Origin of the sequence: Picosynechococcus sp. PCC 73109 (genome assembly GCF_001521855.1) — a bacterium.
Taxonomy (GTDB): domain Bacteria; phylum Cyanobacteriota; class Cyanobacteriia; order Cyanobacteriales; family MRBY01; genus MRBY01.
The window spans coordinates 1,888,208-1,908,659 of the sequence record NZ_CP013998.1 but is presented as its reverse complement, the minus strand read 5'-3'; the positions used below and the strand labels follow the sequence as shown (position 1 = coordinate 1,908,659).

18 protein-coding genes are annotated in these 20,452 nt (G+C 49.6%); 12 read left to right on the top strand and 6 right to left on the bottom strand.

Going from position 1 to position 20,452, the window contains the following annotated elements:
- Positions 1–42: 42 nt before the first annotated feature.
- A complete protein-coding gene (locus AWQ23_RS09200; protein WP_062434703.1) occupies positions 43–1,941 on the bottom strand; it encodes an NAD(P)H-quinone oxidoreductase subunit F in 1,899 nt (632 codons plus the stop codon).
- Positions 1,942–2,347: 406 nt separating this feature from the next.
- Between AWQ23_RS09200 and AWQ23_RS09195 the strand changes: the two genes are divergently transcribed.
- The 12 genes from AWQ23_RS09195 (at position 2,348) to AWQ23_RS09140 (ending at position 14,984) form a co-directional block, all read left to right on the top strand.
- Entirely contained in the window at positions 2,348–4,024 is a 1,677-nt protein-coding gene (locus AWQ23_RS09195; RefSeq protein WP_062434700.1) for a SulP family inorganic anion transporter, read from the top strand.
- 354 nt (positions 4,025–4,378) lie between these two features.
- Positions 4,379–4,690 (top strand): carbon dioxide-concentrating mechanism protein CcmK, encoded by a 312-nt coding sequence (locus AWQ23_RS09190; protein WP_012307414.1) that lies wholly within the window; start codon positions 4,379–4,381, stop codon positions 4,688–4,690.
- Positions 4,691–4,786: 96 nt separating this feature from the next.
- Complete coding sequence (locus AWQ23_RS09185; RefSeq protein WP_012307413.1) at positions 4,787–5,125, top strand: carbon dioxide-concentrating mechanism protein CcmK; 339 nt, start codon at positions 4,787–4,789, stop codon at positions 5,123–5,125.
- A gap of 35 nt (positions 5,126–5,160) precedes the next feature.
- The gene (locus AWQ23_RS09180; RefSeq protein WP_012307412.1) at positions 5,161–5,460 is read left to right on the top strand and encodes a EutN/CcmL family microcompartment protein; all 300 of its coding nucleotides are present in this window, start codon (positions 5,161–5,163) and stop codon (positions 5,458–5,460) included.
- 134 nt (positions 5,461–5,594) lie between these two features.
- Positions 5,595–7,583: a ribulose bisphosphate carboxylase small subunit gene (locus AWQ23_RS09175; RefSeq protein ID WP_062434697.1), complete on the top strand. Its 1,989-nt coding sequence runs from the start codon at positions 5,595–5,597 to the stop codon at positions 7,581–7,583.
- 102 nt (positions 7,584–7,685) lie between these two features.
- Positions 7,686–8,393: a hypothetical protein gene (locus tag AWQ23_RS09170; protein WP_062434695.1), complete on the top strand. Its 708-nt coding sequence runs from the start codon at positions 7,686–7,688 to the stop codon at positions 8,391–8,393.
- A 472-nt stretch (positions 8,394–8,865) separates the two neighbouring features.
- Complete coding sequence (locus tag AWQ23_RS09165) at positions 8,866–10,281, top strand: form I ribulose bisphosphate carboxylase large subunit (RefSeq protein ID WP_012307409.1); 1,416 nt, start codon at positions 8,866–8,868, stop codon at positions 10,279–10,281.
- Between the two features lie 68 nt (positions 10,282–10,349).
- Positions 10,350–10,754, top strand: a complete 405-nt coding sequence (locus AWQ23_RS09160) for a chaperonin family protein RbcX (protein ID WP_062434693.1) — start codon at positions 10,350–10,352, stop codon at positions 10,752–10,754.
- Between the two features lie 30 nt (positions 10,755–10,784).
- Complete coding sequence (locus tag AWQ23_RS09155) at positions 10,785–11,120, top strand: ribulose bisphosphate carboxylase small subunit (RefSeq protein ID WP_012307407.1); 336 nt, start codon at positions 10,785–10,787, stop codon at positions 11,118–11,120.
- Between the two features lie 152 nt (positions 11,121–11,272).
- Positions 11,273–13,063 carry a bifunctional serine/threonine-protein kinase/formylglycine-generating enzyme family protein gene (locus tag AWQ23_RS09150; protein ID WP_065716652.1) on the top strand — a complete coding sequence of 597 codons (1,791 nt, stop codon included), beginning with the start codon at positions 11,273–11,275 and terminating at the stop codon, positions 13,061–13,063.
- A gap of 61 nt (positions 13,064–13,124) precedes the next feature.
- Complete coding sequence (locus AWQ23_RS09145) at positions 13,125–13,529, top strand: NIL domain-containing protein (RefSeq protein ID WP_012307405.1); 405 nt, start codon at positions 13,125–13,127, stop codon at positions 13,527–13,529.
- A 210-nt stretch (positions 13,530–13,739) separates the two neighbouring features.
- A complete protein-coding gene (locus tag AWQ23_RS09140; protein WP_012307404.1) occupies positions 13,740–14,984 on the top strand; it encodes an MFS transporter in 1,245 nt (414 codons plus the stop codon).
- 101 nt (positions 14,985–15,085) lie between these two features.
- Here the strand turns inward: AWQ23_RS09140 and AWQ23_RS09135 are convergent, their stop codons facing one another.
- The 5 genes from AWQ23_RS09135 to AWQ23_RS09115 form a co-directional block, all read right to left on the bottom strand.
- A complete protein-coding gene (locus tag AWQ23_RS09135) occupies positions 15,086–15,649 on the bottom strand; it encodes a Uma2 family endonuclease (protein WP_012307403.1) in 564 nt (187 codons plus the stop codon).
- 55 nt (positions 15,650–15,704) lie between these two features.
- Positions 15,705–16,562 (bottom strand): methyltransferase domain-containing protein, encoded by an 858-nt coding sequence (locus AWQ23_RS09130; protein ID WP_062434688.1) that lies wholly within the window; start codon positions 16,560–16,562, stop codon positions 15,705–15,707.
- Between the two features lie 11 nt (positions 16,563–16,573).
- The gene (locus tag AWQ23_RS09125) at positions 16,574–17,305 is read right to left on the bottom strand and encodes a DUF2232 domain-containing protein (protein WP_012307401.1); all 732 of its coding nucleotides are present in this window, start codon (positions 17,303–17,305) and stop codon (positions 16,574–16,576) included.
- Positions 17,306–17,356: 51 nt separating this feature from the next.
- Entirely contained in the window at positions 17,357–18,067 is a 711-nt protein-coding gene (locus AWQ23_RS09120; protein ID WP_062434686.1) for a Crp/Fnr family transcriptional regulator, read from the bottom strand.
- A gap of 130 nt (positions 18,068–18,197) precedes the next feature.
- Positions 18,198–20,408, bottom strand: a complete 2,211-nt coding sequence (locus AWQ23_RS09115) for a PP2C family serine/threonine-protein phosphatase (RefSeq protein ID WP_062434683.1) — start codon at positions 20,406–20,408, stop codon at positions 18,198–18,200.
- Positions 20,409–20,452: the final 44 nt, after the last annotated feature.

The following is a 20,452-nucleotide window of genomic DNA, read 5'->3' as shown; positions in this document are numbered from 1 at the left end:
AATTCACAAAAAAGCAGATTTAACAACAAAGAGAGAAACTCCTTAGGCCAACTGATTCGACCAAAAATCCGTAATCATCGTCCATTGACCCGTGGCCATAAACCAGACTAGGCCGAGGATCATCCCTAAAACAATCGTCAAAACATAGAATTGAGACTGTCCCGAAACGTTGTAACGTAGAGCGCTTCCACTAAAAAGTGTCGCCAAACCGGTTAAGTTGACAAAGCCATCCACAACGTAGCGATCAAACCAAGCGGCGAGTTTTGAAAGGGTTGTGACTAGCCAAACCACCGTCACGTTGTAAATGCGGTCAATGTAAAAATCGTAGGCCAGCAAATCCTGCAAAAAGCGCAGATAAAGCTGTCGAGGGCGACTCAGGGAAGGATTCAAAGTAATCGTTAGACCAGCGACTAAGCCGAGGCCTCCCGCGATCATCAGTGCAGGTATTGCTAAAGTCACGATGAGCGGCCGTTCAACAAGGGTCGGCAGGGATGGATTAAAGAGCAATTGCCATTGGTGCAAAAAGAAGGGCACCATCAGAGTCATCAGGATCAGACTCACCATGGGCACAGCCATTTGCCAGACCACCTCAGGCGATCGCCGCGTTTTTGGCTTGGGGGCACCGAGGAAAACAGAACGAAAGACCCTGGTCAGATTAAAGCTGGAGCAGAAGTTTACTCCCACAAGGAGTAGCACGAGCCACGGGGGCGTATCCCAAAAACCATCAACCCAACGACGCATCGTCCAAAACGTCCCCAGGGGAAAGAGGCACACAAGCCCCGCTGACCCCACCACAAAGGCACTGGTGGTCGCCGGCATCCGCGACCAGAGGCCGCCCATTTCCGTAATGTTTTGGCCGTGGGTATTGAGAATAACCGCACCAATACTCATGAATAAGAGCGCTTTGGCGATCGCATGGGTTAGCAAAAGCAACAGGGCAATATCGACTTGATTTAACCCCACCGCAATAAACACCAAACCGAGGTAAGCACTGGTGGAGTGGGATAAGGCCCGCTTAATATCAATTTGGGCTAGGGCAACCAACGAAGCTCCCACCGTAGTTACAGTACCGATAATAATCAAAGCGTCGGAGGTGATCGGCGTAATCGTAAAAACGGGCTCCATTTTGAGCAGCACGTAGGCCCCCGCAGAAACCACCACCGAATTACGAATAATCCCCGCTGGGTTTGGCCCTTCCATCGCTTCATCAAGCCAGAGGTTCAACGGGAACTGGGCACATTTACCAATCGGCCCGGAAATGAGCGCAAGGCCCACGAGACTGGCTTCCCAGGGGGGCAAGGGAGGATTCGCCGCCCAAGTTTCTAGTTCACTAAATGTGAGCCCCGTACCATAGCTGGATAAGGCGACAATGCCCATCAAGAGCAAGATATCGCCGACCCGTTTGGTCAAAAAAGCATCCCTAGCCGCCGTCACGACCAGGGGTTGGGCGTACCAAAAACCAACTAATAAGTAAGTAGAAAGGGTTAATACTTCCAACAGGCCATAGCTCAAGAGCAGCGAGTCGCTAATGGCCAAACCCGATAGGGCCGCCTCAAAAAAGCCCATCAAGCCATAGAAGCGGGCAATAGACCAATCCTTTTCTAGGTATCCAAGGCCGTAGAGTTGAGCCATGAAACAAATGCCAGTGACCAGTTCCATTGCGCCGAGGTTAACCGGAGAAATTTCAATAACCAGGGAAAGGTTTAGATCGGCAACCTGGAGCCACTCCAGTGATAGTTGTTGGGGGGGCATGTTCCAAAGGGAAGCGAAGGCAAAGGAACCGTGCAAAAGACCCAAAAAGGTCATGATCAGGTTGAGGTAGGCGGCAGGTCGAGGCCCGGTGCGCCGAATTAACCCGAGGGACCAAGGCAAGGTCAAGAGTGCCCCCGTAATTCCGTAGACTGGAACTAGCCATACGCTTTGTAAAAGAAATTCACTCATGGAGGGTGTCTAGAAAATCACAACAGAAGGTTGGTTGGCATTGGGTGGATTGGCCAGAAAATATTTCAAATCGTCGGTCTACAGTCTTTGTAAGAGAGTGTAATCGATTAGATGGCGATTTCCCAAAGGTTTGAGGCTTTTTTGTGGTGATAGCGATGCTTAATTGACATAGCGTTAAGAAATAATAATTTGGCGATCGCCTACATGGTTTTGTTAATTATTAAGTCGAAATGTCAGCCTTTGCCGACCCTTTGATGTTTCTTAAAATTCAGCCGAGGGGAACCACTCCTATGATTGGCGTAGTGGCTGTTGACCGTCAATTTGAAATTCTAAAAAGATGACTTTGAGTTGATGCCCAGCGGGCCGCTTTCCCGTCACCAACTTATTCGTTGGAGTAAACCTCTCCATGGCATCAATCGCAAATATCGGGCACTGGATCTCCCGCCCAACCTTTAGACATTGGCGTGGTGATTTTTTTGGGGGGCTAACGGCGGCCATTGTCGCACTCCCCCTTGCCCTTGCCTTTGGGGTTTCTTCCGGAGCCGGGGCGATCGCCGGGATGTATGGGGCCATTTGTACTGGATTTTTTGCCGCGTTGTTTGGGGGAACTCCCGCCCAGATCACGGGACCTACGGGGCCGATGACGGTGGTGATGGCAACGGTTTTTACCGCCGCCGCGAAGACCGCTGATGATCCGGCCACAGGCCTAGCGATCGCCTTCACCGTGGTTATGCTGGGGGGTCTCTTTCAGATCCTTCTAGGCATCCTGCGCCTGGGAAAATACATCACCCTGATTCCCTACACCGTCATTTCTGGGTTTATGTCTGGGATTGGCGTGATCATTATTGTGCTTCAGTTTGGCCCCTTGCTTGGTTATCCCGGCGGCGCGAATATTTTGGGGGCCGTTCAAGAAATTCCCTACGATCTAACCCATCCTTACCTCGGGGCCACGGCCCTGGGCCTTCTGACTTTGGCGATTGTATTTGCTTCACCGGCCCGACTCAATCGTCTTGTCCCTTCTCCTCTCCTGGCTTTGGTCATCTGCACGATTTTATCTCTGTTAATTCCCAATCCTAATTTGGCGCGCATTGGCGACATTCCCCAGGGTTTTCCGACCCTCCATTGGCCCTATTTCAGCCTGCCTCTGTTGCGTCAAATGCTCGGTTATGGCGTGATCCTCGGTACCCTAGGCGCCATTGATTCCCTTCTGACCTCTTTAGTTGCGGACAATATCACCCGTACCCAGCACGACTCCGACCAAGAATTAATCGGCCAAGGCATTGGCAATTTTCTCTCCGGCTTTGTGGGAGGACTACCGGGGGCTGGGGCAACGATGCGGACAGTGATCAATGTGCGCTCTGGGGGCAAAAGCAACCTTGCAGGCATGCTCCATGCTTTGGTGTTATTGGTGATTTTACTTGGGGCGGCCCCCCTCACGGCCCCTATCCCCCATGCGGTCTTAGCGGGCATTTTGATTAAGGTGGGCATTGACATTATTGATTGGAGTTTCTTGAAACGGGCCCACAAAATTTCCTGGAAAGCGACGGGATTAATGTATGGTGTTTTATTGTTAACCGTCTTTGTCGATTTGATCACGGCGGTGGCAGCGGGGGTTTTTGTGGCGAATCTCCTGACGGTCAAAAGCCTCACAGATTTGCAAATGCAGCGGCTAGAAACCATCACTGCTGGGGCCGATACAAATACGTTAAATGAGCGCGAACGGGAACTGTTACACCAGGCCCAGGGACACATTATTCTTTTTTGTTTAGGTGGCCCCATGAGCTTTGGGGCAGCGAAAGGGATTGCCCAACGGATGGCCATCGTTGAAAAATACGAGGTTTTAATTTTAGACCTCAGTGAGGTACCCCGGATGGGAGTGACGGCCTCCCTGGCGGTGGAGACGATGATCCGGGATGCCCACGGTCGGGGACGGGAAGTGTTTTTAGTGGGGGCCATGGGCCAGGTGCGCGATCGCCTGAGGAAATTAGAAGTGTTAAAGTTGCTGCCACCCCGCAATCGTGTAACAAATCGTTTAGATGCGCTCCAACAGGCGATCGCCTTCATTCAGCAGCGAAAAGCTTAGTCCTCTGACCTTTGGGCAACTTCTTCTAGAAACCCCTGTCTATTTAAACGATGAAGCATTGACTCTACTTAACCTTGGTATTACGAAATATCATTGCAGTTTATGTTGTCAAAGGTGCCATTGTTGCTTATGCTCTTCATAGCTTGCCAAAATCAAAATTAGTAACAAACGCGATTCTTGGCGATCGCCTTGTCCACTATAAAGCCTGTAAAGGACCCTAACCCCTGCGCAGAGGCAAGTGGTCGGTCTTATGCCGCTTCCGTTATCCCAACTAGAAGCAGACCAAACTCCCAGGGGGACGCCTGTTCCTTAGTATTTTTAAGACATTAAGCTTGATAAGCGAGGATAAATTAGATGCCTATTGCAGTTGGAATGATTGAAACCCGCGGTTTCCCCGCAGTTGTAGAAGCTGCTGACGCGATGGTAAAAGCCGCCCGTGTAACCCTCGTTGGTTACGAAAAAATCGGTAGTGGCCGCGTTACTGTGATTGTCCGTGGTGATGTTTCTGAAGTCCAAGCCTCCGTTTCCGCTGGCATTGAGAGCGCCAACCGTGTCAATGGTGGTGAAGTGCTTTCTACCCACATCATCGCCCGTCCCCACGAAAACCTCGAATACGTCTTGCCGATTCGCTACACCGAAGAAGTAGAACAATTCAGAACCTATTAACCCTGGGACAGAGGGGCGATCGCCATTCTTTTTTCGGTCACGCATCCTCTGTGATTCCCAGAACCCATTAATTAAAAGCAAGAGGAGAAAAACTCAATGTCTATTGCAGTCGGAATGGTAGAAACCCTCGGTTTCCCCGCAGTTGTAGAAGCTGCTGACGCGATGGTAAAAGCCGCCCGTGTAACCCTCGTTGGTTACGAAAAAATCGGTAGTGGCCGCGTTACCGTAATTGTCCGTGGTGATGTTTCTGAAGTCCAAGCTTCCGTTTCTGCCGGTACTGATAATGTCAGCCGCGTCAACGGTGGCCAAGTGCTTTCTACCCACATCATCGCCCGTCCCCACGAGAACCTCGAATACGTTCTGCCGATCCGGTACACCGAAGCCGTAGAACAGTTTCGTGAAAGCGTGAATCCCCAACCTCTGAGAAGAGTGTAATTTTTTAATAAAAAAATTTTTAGTTATAAATTTTCATGCAAATTGCCAAAGTACGTGGCACTGTCGTCAGCACCTACAAAGCAGAAAGCCTCCGGGGGATTAAATTTTTGCTCGTTCAATTTATAGATGAACAGGGTCAGCCCCTTCCTAAATATGAAGTGGCAGGAGATCTCGTAGGCGCTGGCGTCAATGAATGGGTTTTGGTCAGTCGTGGTGGTGCTGCCCGTACCGAAACGGGAATGGAGGGAAGACCCCTAGATGCGATGGTCATTGGCATCATTGATACGGTCAACGTCGATAATCGTTCCCTTTACAGCAAGAAAGATGCAGGCTAAATGGTCTGAATTCTTTCCAGCCGGACTACCCAAAGTCAATGCGTGGCTCGTTTGGTAATCTCAAGCAATTTATGGCGGATGGTTAAAAGCTAGCGAGAGAAGCAATCAATGACATTGAGAGGAGGGATTGATTCATGGTAGTCCGCAGTACCGCGGCTCCCCCAACACCTTGGTCTAAGGACTTAGCTGAACCAAAGATTCACGAAAGTGCCTATGTGCATTCTTTCTCGAATTTAATTGGTGATGTCACAGTTTGCGAACATGTGCTCATTTCTCCGGGAACGTCTATTCGGGCAGATGAGGGCGCACCTTTCCATATCGGGGCAGCAACCAATATCCAAGATGGCGTTGTAATCCATGGTTTGGAGCAGGGCCGTGTCGCTGGGGCAGATGGCCATGACTATTCTGTCTGGATTGGCGATCGCAGCTGTATTACCCACATGGCCCTTGTCCATGGCCCCGCCTACATTGGCAATGATTGCTTTGTTGGCTTTCGTTCCACAGTGTTTAATGCCCGCATCGGCGATGGTTGTGTCATCATGATGCACGCCCTCGTTCAAGATGTGGACATTCCCCCCGGCAAGTATGTGCCTTCGGGAGCTGTGATTACGAACCAGCAGCAGGTGGAGCGCCTCTCCAATGTGACCGAGGCCGATCGCGCCTTTGCCAAACAGGTGGTGGAAATCAATGAAGCATTACGGGAGGTCTCCCCAGGGGCCACTAATAATGGTTCACGGATTGCTGCCAACCAGCAACCAACCCCCTCTTCTTCTACAAATACAAGCGGTACTAGCGAACATCAATCGGTGGGAAATATGAGTTTAAACGGAGATCTTTACAATCAGGTGCGTGGCCTTGCCGCCCAAGGGTGCACCTTCACCGCAGAATATGCCAACAAGCGGCGCTTCAAAACCAAATCTTGGTTGAGTGCTGGTTTTGTCGAAGGTCATTCTGCCGATCAAATCATTGGTAACTTGAACCGGGTGCTGGCTGATCACGCCGGGGAATATGTCCAGTTAATCGCTGTGGCTCCCAATAGCAAATCAAGGGCGGCAGAAATTGTTGTGCAACGTCCAGGCGATAGTGCTCCAGTCCAAACATCGACAACGGCTAGCTACAGCAACAACGGCAACCGCAGCAACGGCACCAGTGCGGGAAGTCAAGCGGCAGCGGTTGGGGGCGATTTAACGTCTCAGATCCATGCTTTAGCGTCCCAGGGCTGTAGCTTTACGGCTGAACACGCCAATACCCGTCGTTTTAAGACGCAATCTTGGTTGAGCGCTGGTTTTGTCGAAGGTCATTCTGCGGAACAAATCATTGCCAACGTTAATGGCTTGTTGGGTCAATATCCCAATGAGTATGTGCAAGTCATTGCCGTTGACCCCCATAGCAAGTCTCGGGTAGCGGAATTAATCGTCCAGCGTCCTGGGGAAACGGGGACTTTGTCTACTAAAGCAACAGCCTCCTCCGCCCGTCGCAGCGGCAACAAGGTGGTTAACACGGCCTCTGGTGGTGATGTGGCAGGGCAAATCGCGGCTCTGGCTTCCCAGGGTTGTAGCTTTACGGCAGAACACGCCAGCACTCGCCGTTTTAAAACACAGTCTTGGCTAGGGGCAGGCTTTGTGGAGGGTCATTCTGCTAATCAGATTTTGGCAAATATCCAGGCGATCGCCGCCCAGTTCCCCAACGAATATGTCCAGTTAATCGCCGTTGACCCCAACTCCAAAACACGGGCCGCAGAGATCATTATCCAACGCCCTGGCAACAATGCGCCTGTCCAGACAGCAACCGCAACCAGTAGTTTTTCGGGAGGCACGAAAGCAGCCCCAAGCAGCAATGGTTTCGGGGGTCACAGTAGTGGGAGTCTCAGTGGGGACGTGGTTTCTAAAGTCCGTTCGCTTTTGATGCAAGGCTACAAGATTGGAACAGAACACGCCGATAAGCGCCGTTTCCGGGTTAAGTCCTGGAGTAGCTGTGGCACCATTGACAGCACCCAAGAGGCAGAAGTTTTACGTCACCTCGAAGGTTGTCTCCAGGAGCACAGTGGCGAATATGTCCGCATGATTGGTGTCGATGAAGCGGCTAAACGACGGGTGCTTGAGGAAATTATCCAACGCCCCTAGGTTGTGTAACGCGACCACTTCGTTATGGGGGAGAAAACGAATGTCTATCCCCCAACTCTTACCCCACCTGTGATTAATTGAATCACCGTTGACAAAATCATTGTGACTTTCCAGGCAATTACCCATCCAGATATTCAAATTAATGGCGATGTAAGGATTCATCCCCGTGCGGTTATTGCCCCCGGTGTTATTCTGCAAGCAACCGAAGGCAATTATGTGGCGATCGCCGCTGGTGCTTGTATTGGTGCAGGTGCGATTATCCAGGCCCACGGCGGCAACATCGAGATCCATGCCGGCGCGATTATCGGGGTAGGCTGTCTCATCATTGGCCAATGCTCAGTGGGAGAAAATGCCTGCTTAGGTTATGGCTCTACCCTATTTCAAGCGACGATCGCCGCCGCCGCAATTCTCCCGCCCCAAAGCCTCATTGGCGATCCGTCCCGCCAAGAAACTACCGCTTCTTACCAGACTCAACCGTCAAAACCCGCGAATCAATCGACAACCCAACCCCTCGATCCTTGGCAAGCAGAAGACACAACCAACCAGACTGCCACAACTTTTTCGCCACCAGGGCGATCGCCCACTAGCAGCGGTAGCCGTCCCAATGTCCAGCCCCCACCAGAAGCAGGATCCCCTCCAACTGAAACACCAAACACCGAAGTGATGCCGACGGTTCCAGAATCAAAGGAATCCCTAGAATCGGGCGAAAAAACACCAGTTGTCGGGCAAGTTTATATCAATCAACTATTAATGACCCTATTCCCTCACCAAAATTCTCTCAATACCCCAAATCCACCAGATGAGCCTTAGCCTCACAAAACTTTCATGATTTCTTGAGTGAAAATTAAATGTTTAAAGTTCTTAAAGGAGATTGTTGAGAAACATAAATACTTAATTCATCTCACTTGAGCACTTTCCCTCTCTAAAGGTCCCAACAGAAAACGGTTTTAGCCCAATGTCTCATTAGGTAGCATGGCTGAATTCGGGCGGGATTTTATGGCTTTTTTAGGTATTTTTGTAAGGGTAAAATAGGCCCACCAAACAGCATTAGAAATGCTAATCAGCCCAAAAAACAAAAGCAATCTTTTTTTGTTGCTAAAAGATAAAAATAAGTCGAGGCTGTGGTAACATATCCCACAGATTAAAGAAAGTCATAAGACTTGAATCTTCAGAATTTTAAAAAGCAGTTTTGCCAACGTAAGATTTTTGAAGTTTTCGACCAACGATACCGTTACTGGTATTTGTCTGTTAAAGATAAGCATTTTTGCTGGAGGAAAACCGCATGGTTCAGACCAAATCTGCTGGGTTTAATGCCGGTGTACAGGACTACCGCCTGACTTACTACACCCCCGATTACACCCCGAAAGATACCGACTTACTCGCTTGTTTCCGGATGACTCCCCAACCTGGAGTCCCCCCCGAAGAATGTGCTGCGGCTGTTGCGGCTGAATCTTCTACCGGTACTTGGACCACTGTATGGACCGATGGTTTAACTGACCTCGACCGCTACAAGGGTCGTTGCTACAACGTTGAACCCGTTCCCGGTGAAGACAACCAATATTTCTGTTTTGTTGCTTACCCCCTCGATCTGTTTGAAGAAGGTTCTGTAACCAACGTTTTGACTTCCTTGGTTGGTAACGTATTCGGTTTTAAAGCGCTGCGTGCCCTGCGCCTCGAAGATATCCGCTTCCCCGTTGCGTTAATCAAAACTTACCAAGGGCCTCCCCACGGGATCACTGTAGAGCGTGACCTCCTCAACAAGTATGGTCGTCCTCTCCTCGGTTGTACGATTAAGCCGAAGCTCGGTCTGTCTGCGAAGAACTACGGTCGTGCGGTTTATGAATGTCTCCGTGGTGGTCTTGACTTCACCAAAGATGACGAAAACATCAACTCTCAGCCTTTCATGCGTTGGCGCGATCGCTTCCTGTTCGTTCAAGAAGCTATCGAAAAATCCCAAGCTGAAACCAACGAAGTTAAGGGTCACTACCTCAACGTAACCGCTGGCACTTGCGAAGAAATGCTCAAGCGGGCTGAATTCGCCAAGGAAATCGGCACGCCCATCATCATGCACGACTTCTTAACCGGTGGTTTCACTGCGAACACTACCCTCGCGAAGTGGTGCCGTGACAACGGTGTTCTGCTCCACATTCACCGGGCAATGCACGCGGTAATTGACCGTCAGAAGAACCACGGTATTCACTTCCGGGTTCTCGCTAAGTGTCTCCGCCTCTCCGGTGGTGACCACCTCCACTCCGGTACCGTTGTGGGTAAACTCGAAGGCGATCGCGCCGCCACCCTCGGTTTCGTAGACCTGATGCGTGAAGACTACGTTGAAGAAGATCGTTCTCGCGGTGTATTCTTCACCCAAGACTACGCTTCTCTCCCCGGCACCATGCCTGTGGCTTCCGGTGGTATCCACGTATGGCACATGCCTGCCCTCGTTGAAATCTTCGGCGACGATTCCTGCCTCCAGTTTGGTGGTGGTACCCTCGGTCACCCCTGGGGTAACGCACCTGGTGCAACTGCAAACCGTGTTGCTCTGGAAGCTTGTGTTCAAGCCCGTAACGAAGGTCGCAGCCTGGCCCGTGAAGGTAATGATGTCCTCCGTGAAGCAGGTAAGTGGTCGCCTGAATTGGCAGCCGCCCTCGACCTGTGGAAGGAAATCAAGTTCGAATTCGATACCGTTGACACTCTCTAAGCTCCTGATGAGCATCAGTGGATGGGGAAGTTTGTCACAATCTACCTATTCACTGATGATTTCCTCCCATGGAGTTTAAAAAAGTTGCGAAGGAAACGGCTATCACTTTGCAAAGCTATTTGACCTACCAAGCGGTGCGTCTGATTAGTCAGCAACTTAGTGAAACCAATCCTGGACAGGCGATTTGGTTAGGAGAGTTCTCTAAGCATCATCCCATTCAAGAGAGTGATCTTTACCTCGAAGCGATGATGCTAGAAAACAAAGAACTTGTCCTCAGAATTCTGACGGTGCGAGAAAACCTTGCGGAAGGAGTTCTGGAGTTTTTACCAGAAATGGTCCTCAGCCAAATCAAGCAGTCCAATGGAAACCATCGCCGTTCTTTATTAGAGCGTTTAACTCAAGTTGATTCTTCATCAACTGATCAGACTGAACCTAACCCTGGTAAGTCTGATACTTCAGAAGATTCTGAATAAACTTTGATCCGATAAAGAGGACATAAATCAATGAAAACTTTACCTAAAGAAAAGCGTTACGAAACTCTTTCTTACTTGCCCCCCCTCAGCGACCAGCAAATCGCTCGCCAAGTCCAGTACATGATGGATCAAGGCTATATTCCTGGTATCGAGTTCGAAAAAGATCCGACTCCCGAACTTCACCACTGGACACTGTGGAAGCTGCCCCTTTTCAACGCAAGCTCTGCTCAAGAAGTACTCAACGAAGTGCGTGAGTGCCGTAGTGAATATTCTGACTGCTACATTCGTGTTGTTGGTTTCGACAACATCAAGCAGTGCCAAACCGTTAGCTTCATCGTTTACAAGCCCAACCAAACCCGTTACTAAGGTTTTGTCGGTTTTTGTGACCTGAATTTAATTTGAATCATGCGGAATGCGATCGCCTTAAGACGGTCGCATTTTTTTGTTTAAGTTTAAAATTTTCGAAATACACTACTAGAATTTTTAGCATATCTGCCAGTTTCTATTGTTCTCACACTATGATCCATCGCCAAAGTCAGTGTCTAGTTCCCGATTGTCAAACTATCAATCCCTATGATCATAAATTTTGCCAGCGTTGCGGTAAAAGGTTGACCCTAAGAAATCGCTATCGTTCGGTGCAGTTTTTAGGGGAAGGTGGTTTTGGAAGAGCATTTTTGGCGATCGACTCGGATACCTGGGACACACCCTGCGTGATTAAGCAGTTTTTGCCGAACTTGGGAGGAGCATCTGGCAGTGCGGTGCTCGAAAAAGCGAAAGAATTGTTTAAACGGGAATCGAAGCAGTTGAAAGAGTTGGGCAAACATCCCCAAATTCCTGATCTGTTGGCATTTTTTGAAGAAGAGAGCAAGCTTTATATCGTTCAAGAATATATAGAAGGGCAAAACCTGCTGGATCTAGCATTGTCTCAAGGGCGTTTTCCTGAGGCAAAGATCCGAGAATTTTTGGTTAGTCTGCTCAAAGTTTTGGAATTTGTTCATGGGCAAAAGGTAATTCACCGAGACATTAAGCCAGAAAACATCATTTATCAGACGGAAAAGCGGCAATATGTACTGATTGATTTTGGGGTGTCGAAGCAGGTGGGCAGTACTTTAACTCAGATAGGGACGAGTGCGGGGACTACGGGGTATGCGCCACCAGAACAAATGCGAGGGTATGTGGATTATTCTTCTGATCTTTATGCTTTAGCGGCGACAACAGTTCGGTTATTAACGGGGAGGTTTGCGCAAGAGGTCAATGGCTTGATCGAAGATGAAGTCTATGACATTCCTAATTGTGAATGGGTCTTTGGGGATTGGTGTCGGCGTAATCAGATTTCCCTAAGCGAAGAGCTAGAACAAGTGCTCTTGAAAATGTTGAGCCTGCGTCCAAAGGAGCGTTTCACCACAACAACGGAAGTTCTATCAGTCCTAAATAAGAATCAACCACAGCAGATTGCTACACCACCAGTATCTTCTCTTAGCAATCAACTATCTTTGCCATCTTCTTTTGTGGAGGATTTGGGGAATGGAGTCAAACTGGAAATGATTCTGATTCCAACCGGTAGTTTCATGATGGGTACACCAAGAGGATCTGGGATTGAGCGTGCCATGCCACAGCATTACGTAGAAATTACAGAGCCTTTTTACATGGGAAAATTTTTGGTCACTCAGAGACAATGGCAACAAATCATGGGTACTAATCCCTCACACTTCAAGGGCCCTGTAGCTGAAGACTTTCATCGCAATCTCTCTGCAATAGCAAAGATTTATATGCGCTATGCCTACCCCCAAATACTCAAATTTGCTGACAGTCGCTATCCTGTAGATTCTGTTTCATGGCATGATTGCCAAAAGTTCATTCAGAAACTGAATGATATTACCGGAAAAACTTATCGTTTACCCAGTGAAGCGGAGTGGGAGTATGCTTGTCGAGCCGGAACGACGACAGCATTTTATTTTGGAGAAACTATCAGCACAGACCAAGCAAACTATAATGGCAATTTCGTCTATGCTCAAGGTAAGAAAGGAACATATCGAGAAGAGACAACTTGGAATTATAGTTTTCCAGCTAACGCTTTTGGTCTATATGATATGCATGGCAATTTATGGGAATGGTGCGAAGATGATTGGGAAAATAATCATAAACAAAGAAGGACTCAAGCAGCTTATAAAAAGATGACAGGTCATCAGAAAGTTTTGCGGGGCGGTTCTTGGATGAATAAGCCATCACACTGTCGATCGTCACATCGGAGCTGTGCCAACCCATCCGTTGCTAACAAGGTCAGAGGGTTTCGGCTTGTGTGTGGATAGGTGTTTACCATGGTAATTACTAAAATAACCATAGAAATAAAATTCTAGGGGAATTCTTAAGATGAAAAAACGAGTGACCTTAACCTTTCCCCAAGACACGGTGCAAATGCCCGTCACCTATCGCTTGGCAAAGGATTTTAATATTGCGGCGAATATCATCCGCGCCCAGGTCGCCCCAAACCAGGTGGGCAAGTTGGTGGTGGAACTCCAGGGGGATATTGATGCCATTGAGATGGCCTTGGAATGGATGAAAGGCAAGGGGATTTTAGTTTCCCTCGCGAGCAAAGAAATCGTGATTAACGAAGATATTTGTGTGGATTGTGGTCTCTGTACAGGGGTTTGTCCGACGGGAGCATTATCGCTAGATCCCCAAACGTTTCGACTAAAATTTACCCGCCAAAAATGTGTGGTTTGCGAACAGTGTTTACCCGCTTGTCCGGTGCAGGCGATCGCCACGAATTTCTAACCTAAAAAAGTGCTGTTGGCGGTGATGAAATCAACCCAAAGATTGCAATTGTTAATGAGAGTGATTATAAATTCTGTTGAAAAATGTATTTAAAGGTAGAAACCATTGTGTTTTAAGCTTTTTGGGTCTGTTTTGAGCAATTAAGAAGATTATTCTAGGCCAGAGCATCCCTTAGGATATTGTTAGGAATCCCTAACTTTTTAATTCTTCATGAAAAAACAGGCCAACGTTCAGCGTCACACAGAGCCCGCAGATCAGAATTTGCGGCTAAAAAGTCATGGCAATTTATTCTATTTATTGGCTGTGGCGGCGGGCTTGATTTTTTTGCAGGGTTATATGATTGCGCCCTTAATTCCCCGTTTATCGGAGATTTTTGGCGTTTCTGTCCAGGAAATTGGCTTTATTGTGCCGATTTATATGCTTTCCTACGCTGTCATGGCTCTTTTTTATGGCATTCTCTCGGATCGTTTTGGTCGTTGGGCAATTATTCGAGTTGCACTGATTATTTTTGTAATTTGTACCGGGTTAACAGCGACATCCCAAAATCTGTCCCAATTAGCTACTTGGCGACTATTAACGGGCATTGGGGCCAGTGGCATTATTCCAATGACCTTTGCTCTAATTGGAGATCTGTTTCCCTTTGAGCGTCGGGGCGCAATGTTGGGTTTAATCTTTGCGGCAATGGAAGGGGGGATGGCTGCGGGTTCTGCTGGGGGCGCAATCCTAGAGCCGTTTATTGGCTGGCGGACTTTGTTTATCGGCACGGCGATCGCCGCTGGTTTAGTGCTGTGGCGACTGCAACCCTATGGTGCACTGTTTGACGAAGCCCCCCAGGAATCTCCTCCTTCGATCCAGCAAATCTTCCGGGGATACTGGCAGGTACTCCGTAGCTTTCGGGGCCAGCGCACCTATGCCTATGTCCTGTGGAATGGGATTTACCATGCAGGGGTCTTTACTTGGTTGGGCCTTTATCTCTCGGAACGCTTCACCATGAGTCCCTTGAATATTGGTTTAACCATTTTGGGTTATGGGGTGCCGGGCCTATTGCTGAGTGCTTGGATCGGCAAAGCGGTAGATCGTTGGGGAAGACGCTGGTTAGTGCCGGCAGGTCTGGTGATGGCGGCCCTGTCGGGTCTGGTGATGATCTTACCGATTACCCCTTGGATGACAACGGTGGCCGTGGTCATTTTGTCCATTGGCTATGATTTGACCCAACCGCTTTTTGTGGGTATTGTCACGGACTTGGGGGACGACGACAATCTCGGTCAAACCATGGGTCTCAAGGTTTTTACTCTCTTTACGGGGTTTGGGATCGGTAGTTTGCTATTCGGAAAGCTGCTCACCTGGGGCTTTGCCTGGGCCTTGGGGATTTTTGGCGGGTTCCAGTTGCTAGCGGGGATCTTCGCCTTGAGGTTTTTTTGGTGGGAAGTACCTTGGCGGCGATCGCCCCAGTAAGGGAATAATATCGCGCCTTGAATTCTGCTTTGAAAAGACTACTTTTTAGCTGATCACCTGAACCAAGCAATCAGCCTTGATTTTTTAACAAATTACCGGATTTATTCCAAAAGCCACCTAAAAATATCTTCGACCGTTAACTGGATTGCCTGGGCAAAAGATGGCATAGCAATTTGCTGAGTTGGCCCATCAAAAACCAATGTTTGCTGTTTGGGTTGATATACAAAAATTGTTCTTTCGGCAGGATCAATTAACCACCCCATTTCAGTGCCATGATCGAGACAGTGCAAGATATTTTTCGTGACTTTCGTTTGACTTTGATCCGGCGATAGAATTTCAATTGTCCAATCAGGAGCAAGCTGGAAAGCATTAGCAATCTCACCATTTTCATCCCGTACAATTCTTGCCCAAGTAAACACAGAAATATCAGGGACTGTAGAGCGATCGCCAAAGGTACAGCGCAGTTCAGAAAAGGCTCTTGCTATTTTTGAAGATCTCAACTTCAAGTTAATTGTTGAGGCCAACTCTGTTTGAATGGAACTATGCTTTCCTTGGGGCATTGGTTTTTGGATGATTTGGCCATTGATATACTCCCCCGCTGGTTTTGTTTCGGGTAATGAGAGGAATTCTGGGAGCGTTAATTGTTTTAAGGGAGTTTGAACCATCTCAAGATCTCCTGAAGAATATAGACCAAACGCGGTAAATTGAGCCCATGGGAATTTATGCTTTTGGTTTCGTGGCCTGGAGTAGACCATAGCGAATTAAACCCCGCCGAAAACCGCTTTTCATCAAGTCTAAGGCCAATGCCCCTTGCAGGGTTTGCCAGCCTGCTTTGAGAATGCCAAAAACTGCTTCTGGGGTAAGAGCAGAATCGATCACTTGATCCCAGAAGGGGGCCACGGCGGTAGACCAATCTGCTGTCTCGATATTTTCTAAACCACATTCGGTGGCGATCGCCTGATAATCTGGCAACGAAATCACATAGGGCAAGCAGTAAACCCGATACAGATCTTCAAGGTGCTTTTGTTCATCCGGGGTCAGGGTGCCCGCCACCGAATCCGTTGGTCGATGACACCAAGTCGCCATTAATAACTTGCCACCCGGCTTGAGCACCCTTGTGCATTCCTGGAGAAACTGCCGCTTGTTGGGCATATGTTCGCCACTTTCGAGGGTCCAGACGAGGTCAAATTCCCCATCCCGAAAGGGCATATTTAGCGCATCGGCCACTTTAAACTCAACCTGATCCTGTAAATTCTGTGCCGCTGCCCTAGCGATCGCCCGATTGGCCTGTACCGGAGAGAGGGTAATCCCAACGCCCTGCGCATTAAACTTATCAGCCAAATAAAGGGTACTGCCGCCAATACCACAGCCCACATCGACAAAATTTCCAACTTGTTCGACTTTGCCCCAGGCCAGAAATTCTTCAATTAATTCAATTTGTGCCTGCCGACGATTGAGCCGTTCTGTGCCCCCTAGACCATAGAAACCGTGGTGCATATGTTCACCCCAGATCGATTCCCAGAGGGGACTAGACGCATCATAAAATTCGCGGATTTGCTGATACAGTTGCGCTCCCATAAACCTTAAGCCTATTCTTCATACTCAATTAACACCTGAACCCAGTGGGGCGGACGCGGAATCGAATTTCCCAAACGATCCAACATCAACAATGCCACCAGATGCACCACGAATAGGTATAACACACTATTAATAGTCAGCATGACCAGGGCCAAAAGCTGAATCACCAGTAAACTCGGTTGGGTCAACAGGCCCAGCTTGAGAAAGAGCCAATCCGCCATCTCCGAAATTTGCGAGATTACATAAACCCACAGGTCTTCGCCGAGCAGTAATGACAGGAGCCACACCCGAAAGAAAAAGCCGAGGGTGCCCAAAATTGTCCCCAGGGTGACTGACCAATACCAAGACACCTGGCGTCGCCACATCCACCCCAACTGCACACCAATCAGGCCATAGGGAATGGTGTAAATAATGCTACGGGTCGGCCCCATCAAAATCGACAATAGCAAGCTAGAGACGAGGGTTGACATCCACGCCGCCCGGGAACCCCAACGCAAATAGACCAAGGCAATGGGCAACGGAAAAAACAGCCGTAGTAGTGGCCCAATGGGAAAGTAATAGTTAATCAGCCAAATTAAGCTGGCAGTGCTGGCTAAAAAAGCCGTTTCGACTACCACCAAGGTTTTGCGATGTCTTGTCGCTGAGGTGGGAGCCGGTGGAGCAATAATATCTGGGTTATTGACCTGGGTAAGGGAGGAGCTTGGGGGTTGGGATGCTTGGGAATCTAAATCTACCCAATTCATATCCTCTGGAGAATTCTTTGGATCAGAAAAATGCTCAGTCACAGCGATCGCCTAATGGATGATGTCGTCGAGGGCACGCAGATTTGGGATAAACACAGCATCCGGGGTGCGCCTAATTAAACCTTTCTTTTCTAACTTAGTCAAAACCCGCGTGACTGTCTCCCGCGCCAGACCACTTAAACTACTCAGTTCCCGATGGGGCAGACTCGGAATGCGGATCTCCCCTTGGTCTGTGGCTTGTCCTTGACTTTCGGCCAAAAAGACCAGAATATCAGCGACCCGCGCCAGACTATTGGTTTCGCGCACCTGGAGGCGACGGTTAACCTGTCGGAGACGTTTGGCCATCAGTTGGGCGAGACGGACTCCCACCAGAGGCTCTGTGTTTACCAATTCAACGAAGTCGGCGGCGGGGATACTACTAATGGTGGTGGCGGTCAGGGTGATCACATCGGTGGAACGGGTGGCTTCTTCGAGGGCGGCCATTTCGCCAAATAATTCCCCAGCGCCGAGGATATTCAGGGTAATTTCTTTGCCATCGAGGTTGTAGGTGCGAATTTTCACCCAGCCCGTCTGGATAAAGTAAACAGAACCGCCCCAGTCTTTTTCTAAAAGGATAATTTGGTTGGCTGGAAAGGGCCGCGTCACCAGATGGGCGATCGCCTTTTGTAGACTTGCCTCCGGTAGCCCCTGGAAAAAAGGCAACGCCTTGAGGAAGGTGCGGGCTGTGTCATCACTCACCGGATTCGTGGGGGATTCGGCCATAATTCTTGGGGCAAAGGGCAGGAGATACTACCTGCTGGTAGCGATAGATCTGTCGAATGGCAGGGCCACACTGAGCTTAAATCTCCCTCCATTATGCAATGCCTCCGGAAAATCGATAGCCCCAACATTTTTATTCCAGAGCAGATGGCACACAAGGGTTCGCGGCAGGCACCGTAAAATCAGGGGTTAATTGTCCCTCTAGGTCAGCGAGGGCCACCCAAGCATTATTGCCCTCGGTCAAAAGTTTGCGACTTGGAGGCGCGCTTTGATCGCCTTTTTGACAAAGTTTCAGCATTACCTGATTTTCCCCATTGATTTGCTCGACCCGAAGAATACTGCCCCCCAAAATCAACAATGGATCGGCGGTGGTGGTGGCGATCGCCTCTGGTGTGGCGTAGGCCGTGAGGGAACGATTTTCCTGGAGTTGAAAAATTTGGTTTTTGCTCAGGGGTAAAGTCGTCTCCTCTGGTTCCCCTGCGGGCACCGTTACCGTTGGTGGATCTTCGGTGACATCCGTAATGGGGACAGGATTAATCGTTGGTGGTGTTGTGGAGGGAGAACTGCCTAGGGGTTCCCGCTGCCAACGTTGCCACAGCAAACTACCGACCCCCAACAAACACAGACATCCAGCCAAAATCAGCAATAGACGACTGGGGGAATTTGCCGTTTTGCGTCCCCGGAGCCGAGACATTTGGGTTGCCACGGGGGGCGGTGCCTTGGGTTGGATAAAAGTTGGTTGTAGTTGGGTGAGTTTCGGGTAAGGAATCGGCGTTTCGGGAACTTCTCCCTGCACTTTGACCTGGAGTAGGGCAATGGTGCTGTTGTCGTGGCCATTCTTGGTATTGGCAATTTCAATCAGGCGATCGCCCACTTGGGTCAAATCTTTTTTGCCTTGGATTAGGGGGGCGATTTCCGCTGCCCAATGGGCTTCTACCTGGCCATCATCACTGAGGCCGTCGGAACAGAGGAGATAAATCGCGTCTTGATCCAGCACCAGGGACGTTACGGTAGGGTGGAGGGAATGGGACGGATTCATCCCCAAAGCTTGCACCAAAGCCCCAGATCCAGGGTAGGCCAGGGCATCTTTGTAGAGGGCATAGCCAAGGCGGACTTCCCGGGAACCGAGGTCATCGTCATAGGTCAGTTGGTGGCAACTGGTGGTGGTGATGCGATAAATGCGGGAGTCCCCCACGTGGGTCAAGTAAAGTTCGGGGGCATGAACCCAGGCCATGACAACGGTGGTGCCCATGCGGTTCCGGTCTTGGCGATTTTCTTGGTCGTTGCGATCGCAAATTACATCGTTGGCCTGGAGCACGGCGGCGGCTAATTTTTCTTGGATCTGGGCGGCCTGCTCCGGCGGATGATCCGTGAGATTTTCCAGTTGGGTTTGCAGTTGCTCAATGGCGATCGCCGAGGCCACTTCCCCCTGTTCATGGCCACCAATGCCATCACAGACAATTGCTAGGGGCGCATCGGGATAAACTTTGCCGGGGGGCGGAAAACAGGCATCCTCATTGTGGTCACGGCTGGGGCCGGCGTCAGTTTTGGTATAGAGGCGGTAATGATATTCCAGGGGCGATCGCCCCAATTCCAAAACCCCCTGGCGCAAAATCCCATAGAGCTGCTGCGGATCTTGGATCTGGCCTTGGCTTAACCCCTGCTGGAGGCGATGACAAAAGGGTTGAATCACAGGGGCCACGGTTTCGAGTAACTCGGCCCACAAATTCCCCAGGCGCACCAAATTTAAGGGCTGGTTGGGTTCAAAGCGCAATTTTTGCACCTGAATAAGGCCCCCGTGGACAGCCCAGTCCCCTAGATAGTAAACACTCGGAACCACTCCATGTTCCACAAAATCTGGTAACAGCGCCGCAATCTGCATCAGCCAGTTGAGTTGTTGCAGGGGAGTTGCAGTCTGCCAAGCCTCCGTGAGGGGCATAAATAAATTTGGCCAGCGGGGATAACCCGTTTCGTCGAGGGCCACCGATGGATATTCTAGTAACCACCCTTCCTGGGGCGTCAATAGGCCAAATACCTTGGGAATGTGGAGCAGATGGGTCGAGAGCCGTAGATAACTTTCGATGGCCGGGGGGAGCGTTTCAGTCAGTACCGGGGGCAATGCGGGCTTTGTGTCTAAGAGAATATCTGGGGTTTCTGTCACCCAATAGCGATCGCCTTCCCCCACCAGAGTTTGGGGCGTCAGGGTCAACTGGGGTGCCCCCACAACCCGCAGATAGCGCTTGACCACCGGCGCTTGGCAGAGGGGACAATGGGATTGGGCCAACGAAGCTACCCCTGGGCAGTCGTTTTTCCCGCAAGAAATCGTTACCTTAGAAATATCCATACATCTGTGCCTGAGGGGCAGATTGACTGGGGGTTTCCCCGCAT

Bases quoted from the DNA above. Each gene is read 5' to 3' on its own strand.
- AWQ23_RS09200 (WP_062434703.1), bottom strand. From the start codon at position 1,941: ATGAGTGAATTTCTTTTACAAAGCGTATGGCTAGTTCCAGTCTACGGA.
- AWQ23_RS09195 (WP_062434700.1), top strand. From the start codon at position 2,348: ATGGCATCAATCGCAAATATCGGGCACTGGATCTCCCGCCCAACCTTT.
- AWQ23_RS09190 (WP_012307414.1), top strand. From the start codon at position 4,379: ATGCCTATTGCAGTTGGAATGATTGAAACCCGCGGTTTCCCCGCAGTT.
- AWQ23_RS09185 (WP_012307413.1), top strand. From the start codon at position 4,787: ATGTCTATTGCAGTCGGAATGGTAGAAACCCTCGGTTTCCCCGCAGTT.
- AWQ23_RS09180 (WP_012307412.1), top strand. From the start codon at position 5,161: ATGCAAATTGCCAAAGTACGTGGCACTGTCGTCAGCACCTACAAAGCA.
- AWQ23_RS09175 (WP_062434697.1), top strand. From the start codon at position 5,595: ATGGTAGTCCGCAGTACCGCGGCTCCCCCAACACCTTGGTCTAAGGAC.
- AWQ23_RS09165 (WP_012307409.1), top strand. From the start codon at position 8,866: ATGGTTCAGACCAAATCTGCTGGGTTTAATGCCGGTGTACAGGACTAC.
- AWQ23_RS09160 (WP_062434693.1), top strand. From the start codon at position 10,350: ATGGAGTTTAAAAAAGTTGCGAAGGAAACGGCTATCACTTTGCAAAGC.
- AWQ23_RS09155 (WP_012307407.1), top strand. From the start codon at position 10,785: ATGAAAACTTTACCTAAAGAAAAGCGTTACGAAACTCTTTCTTACTTG.
- AWQ23_RS09150 (WP_065716652.1), top strand. From the start codon at position 11,273: ATGATCCATCGCCAAAGTCAGTGTCTAGTTCCCGATTGTCAAACTATC.
- AWQ23_RS09145 (WP_012307405.1), top strand. From the start codon at position 13,125: ATGAAAAAACGAGTGACCTTAACCTTTCCCCAAGACACGGTGCAAATG.
- AWQ23_RS09140 (WP_012307404.1), top strand. From the start codon at position 13,740: ATGAAAAAACAGGCCAACGTTCAGCGTCACACAGAGCCCGCAGATCAG.
- AWQ23_RS09135 (WP_012307403.1), bottom strand. From the start codon at position 15,649: ATGGTTCAAACTCCCTTAAAACAATTAACGCTCCCAGAATTCCTCTCA.
- AWQ23_RS09130 (WP_062434688.1), bottom strand. From the start codon at position 16,562: ATGGGAGCGCAACTGTATCAGCAAATCCGCGAATTTTATGATGCGTCT.
- AWQ23_RS09125 (WP_012307401.1), bottom strand. From the start codon at position 17,305: ATGAATTGGGTAGATTTAGATTCCCAAGCATCCCAACCCCCAAGCTCC.
- AWQ23_RS09120 (WP_062434686.1), bottom strand. From the start codon at position 18,067: ATGGCCGAATCCCCCACGAATCCGGTGAGTGATGACACAGCCCGCACC.
- AWQ23_RS09115 (WP_062434683.1), bottom strand. From the start codon at position 20,408: ATGGATATTTCTAAGGTAACGATTTCTTGCGGGAAAAACGACTGCCCA.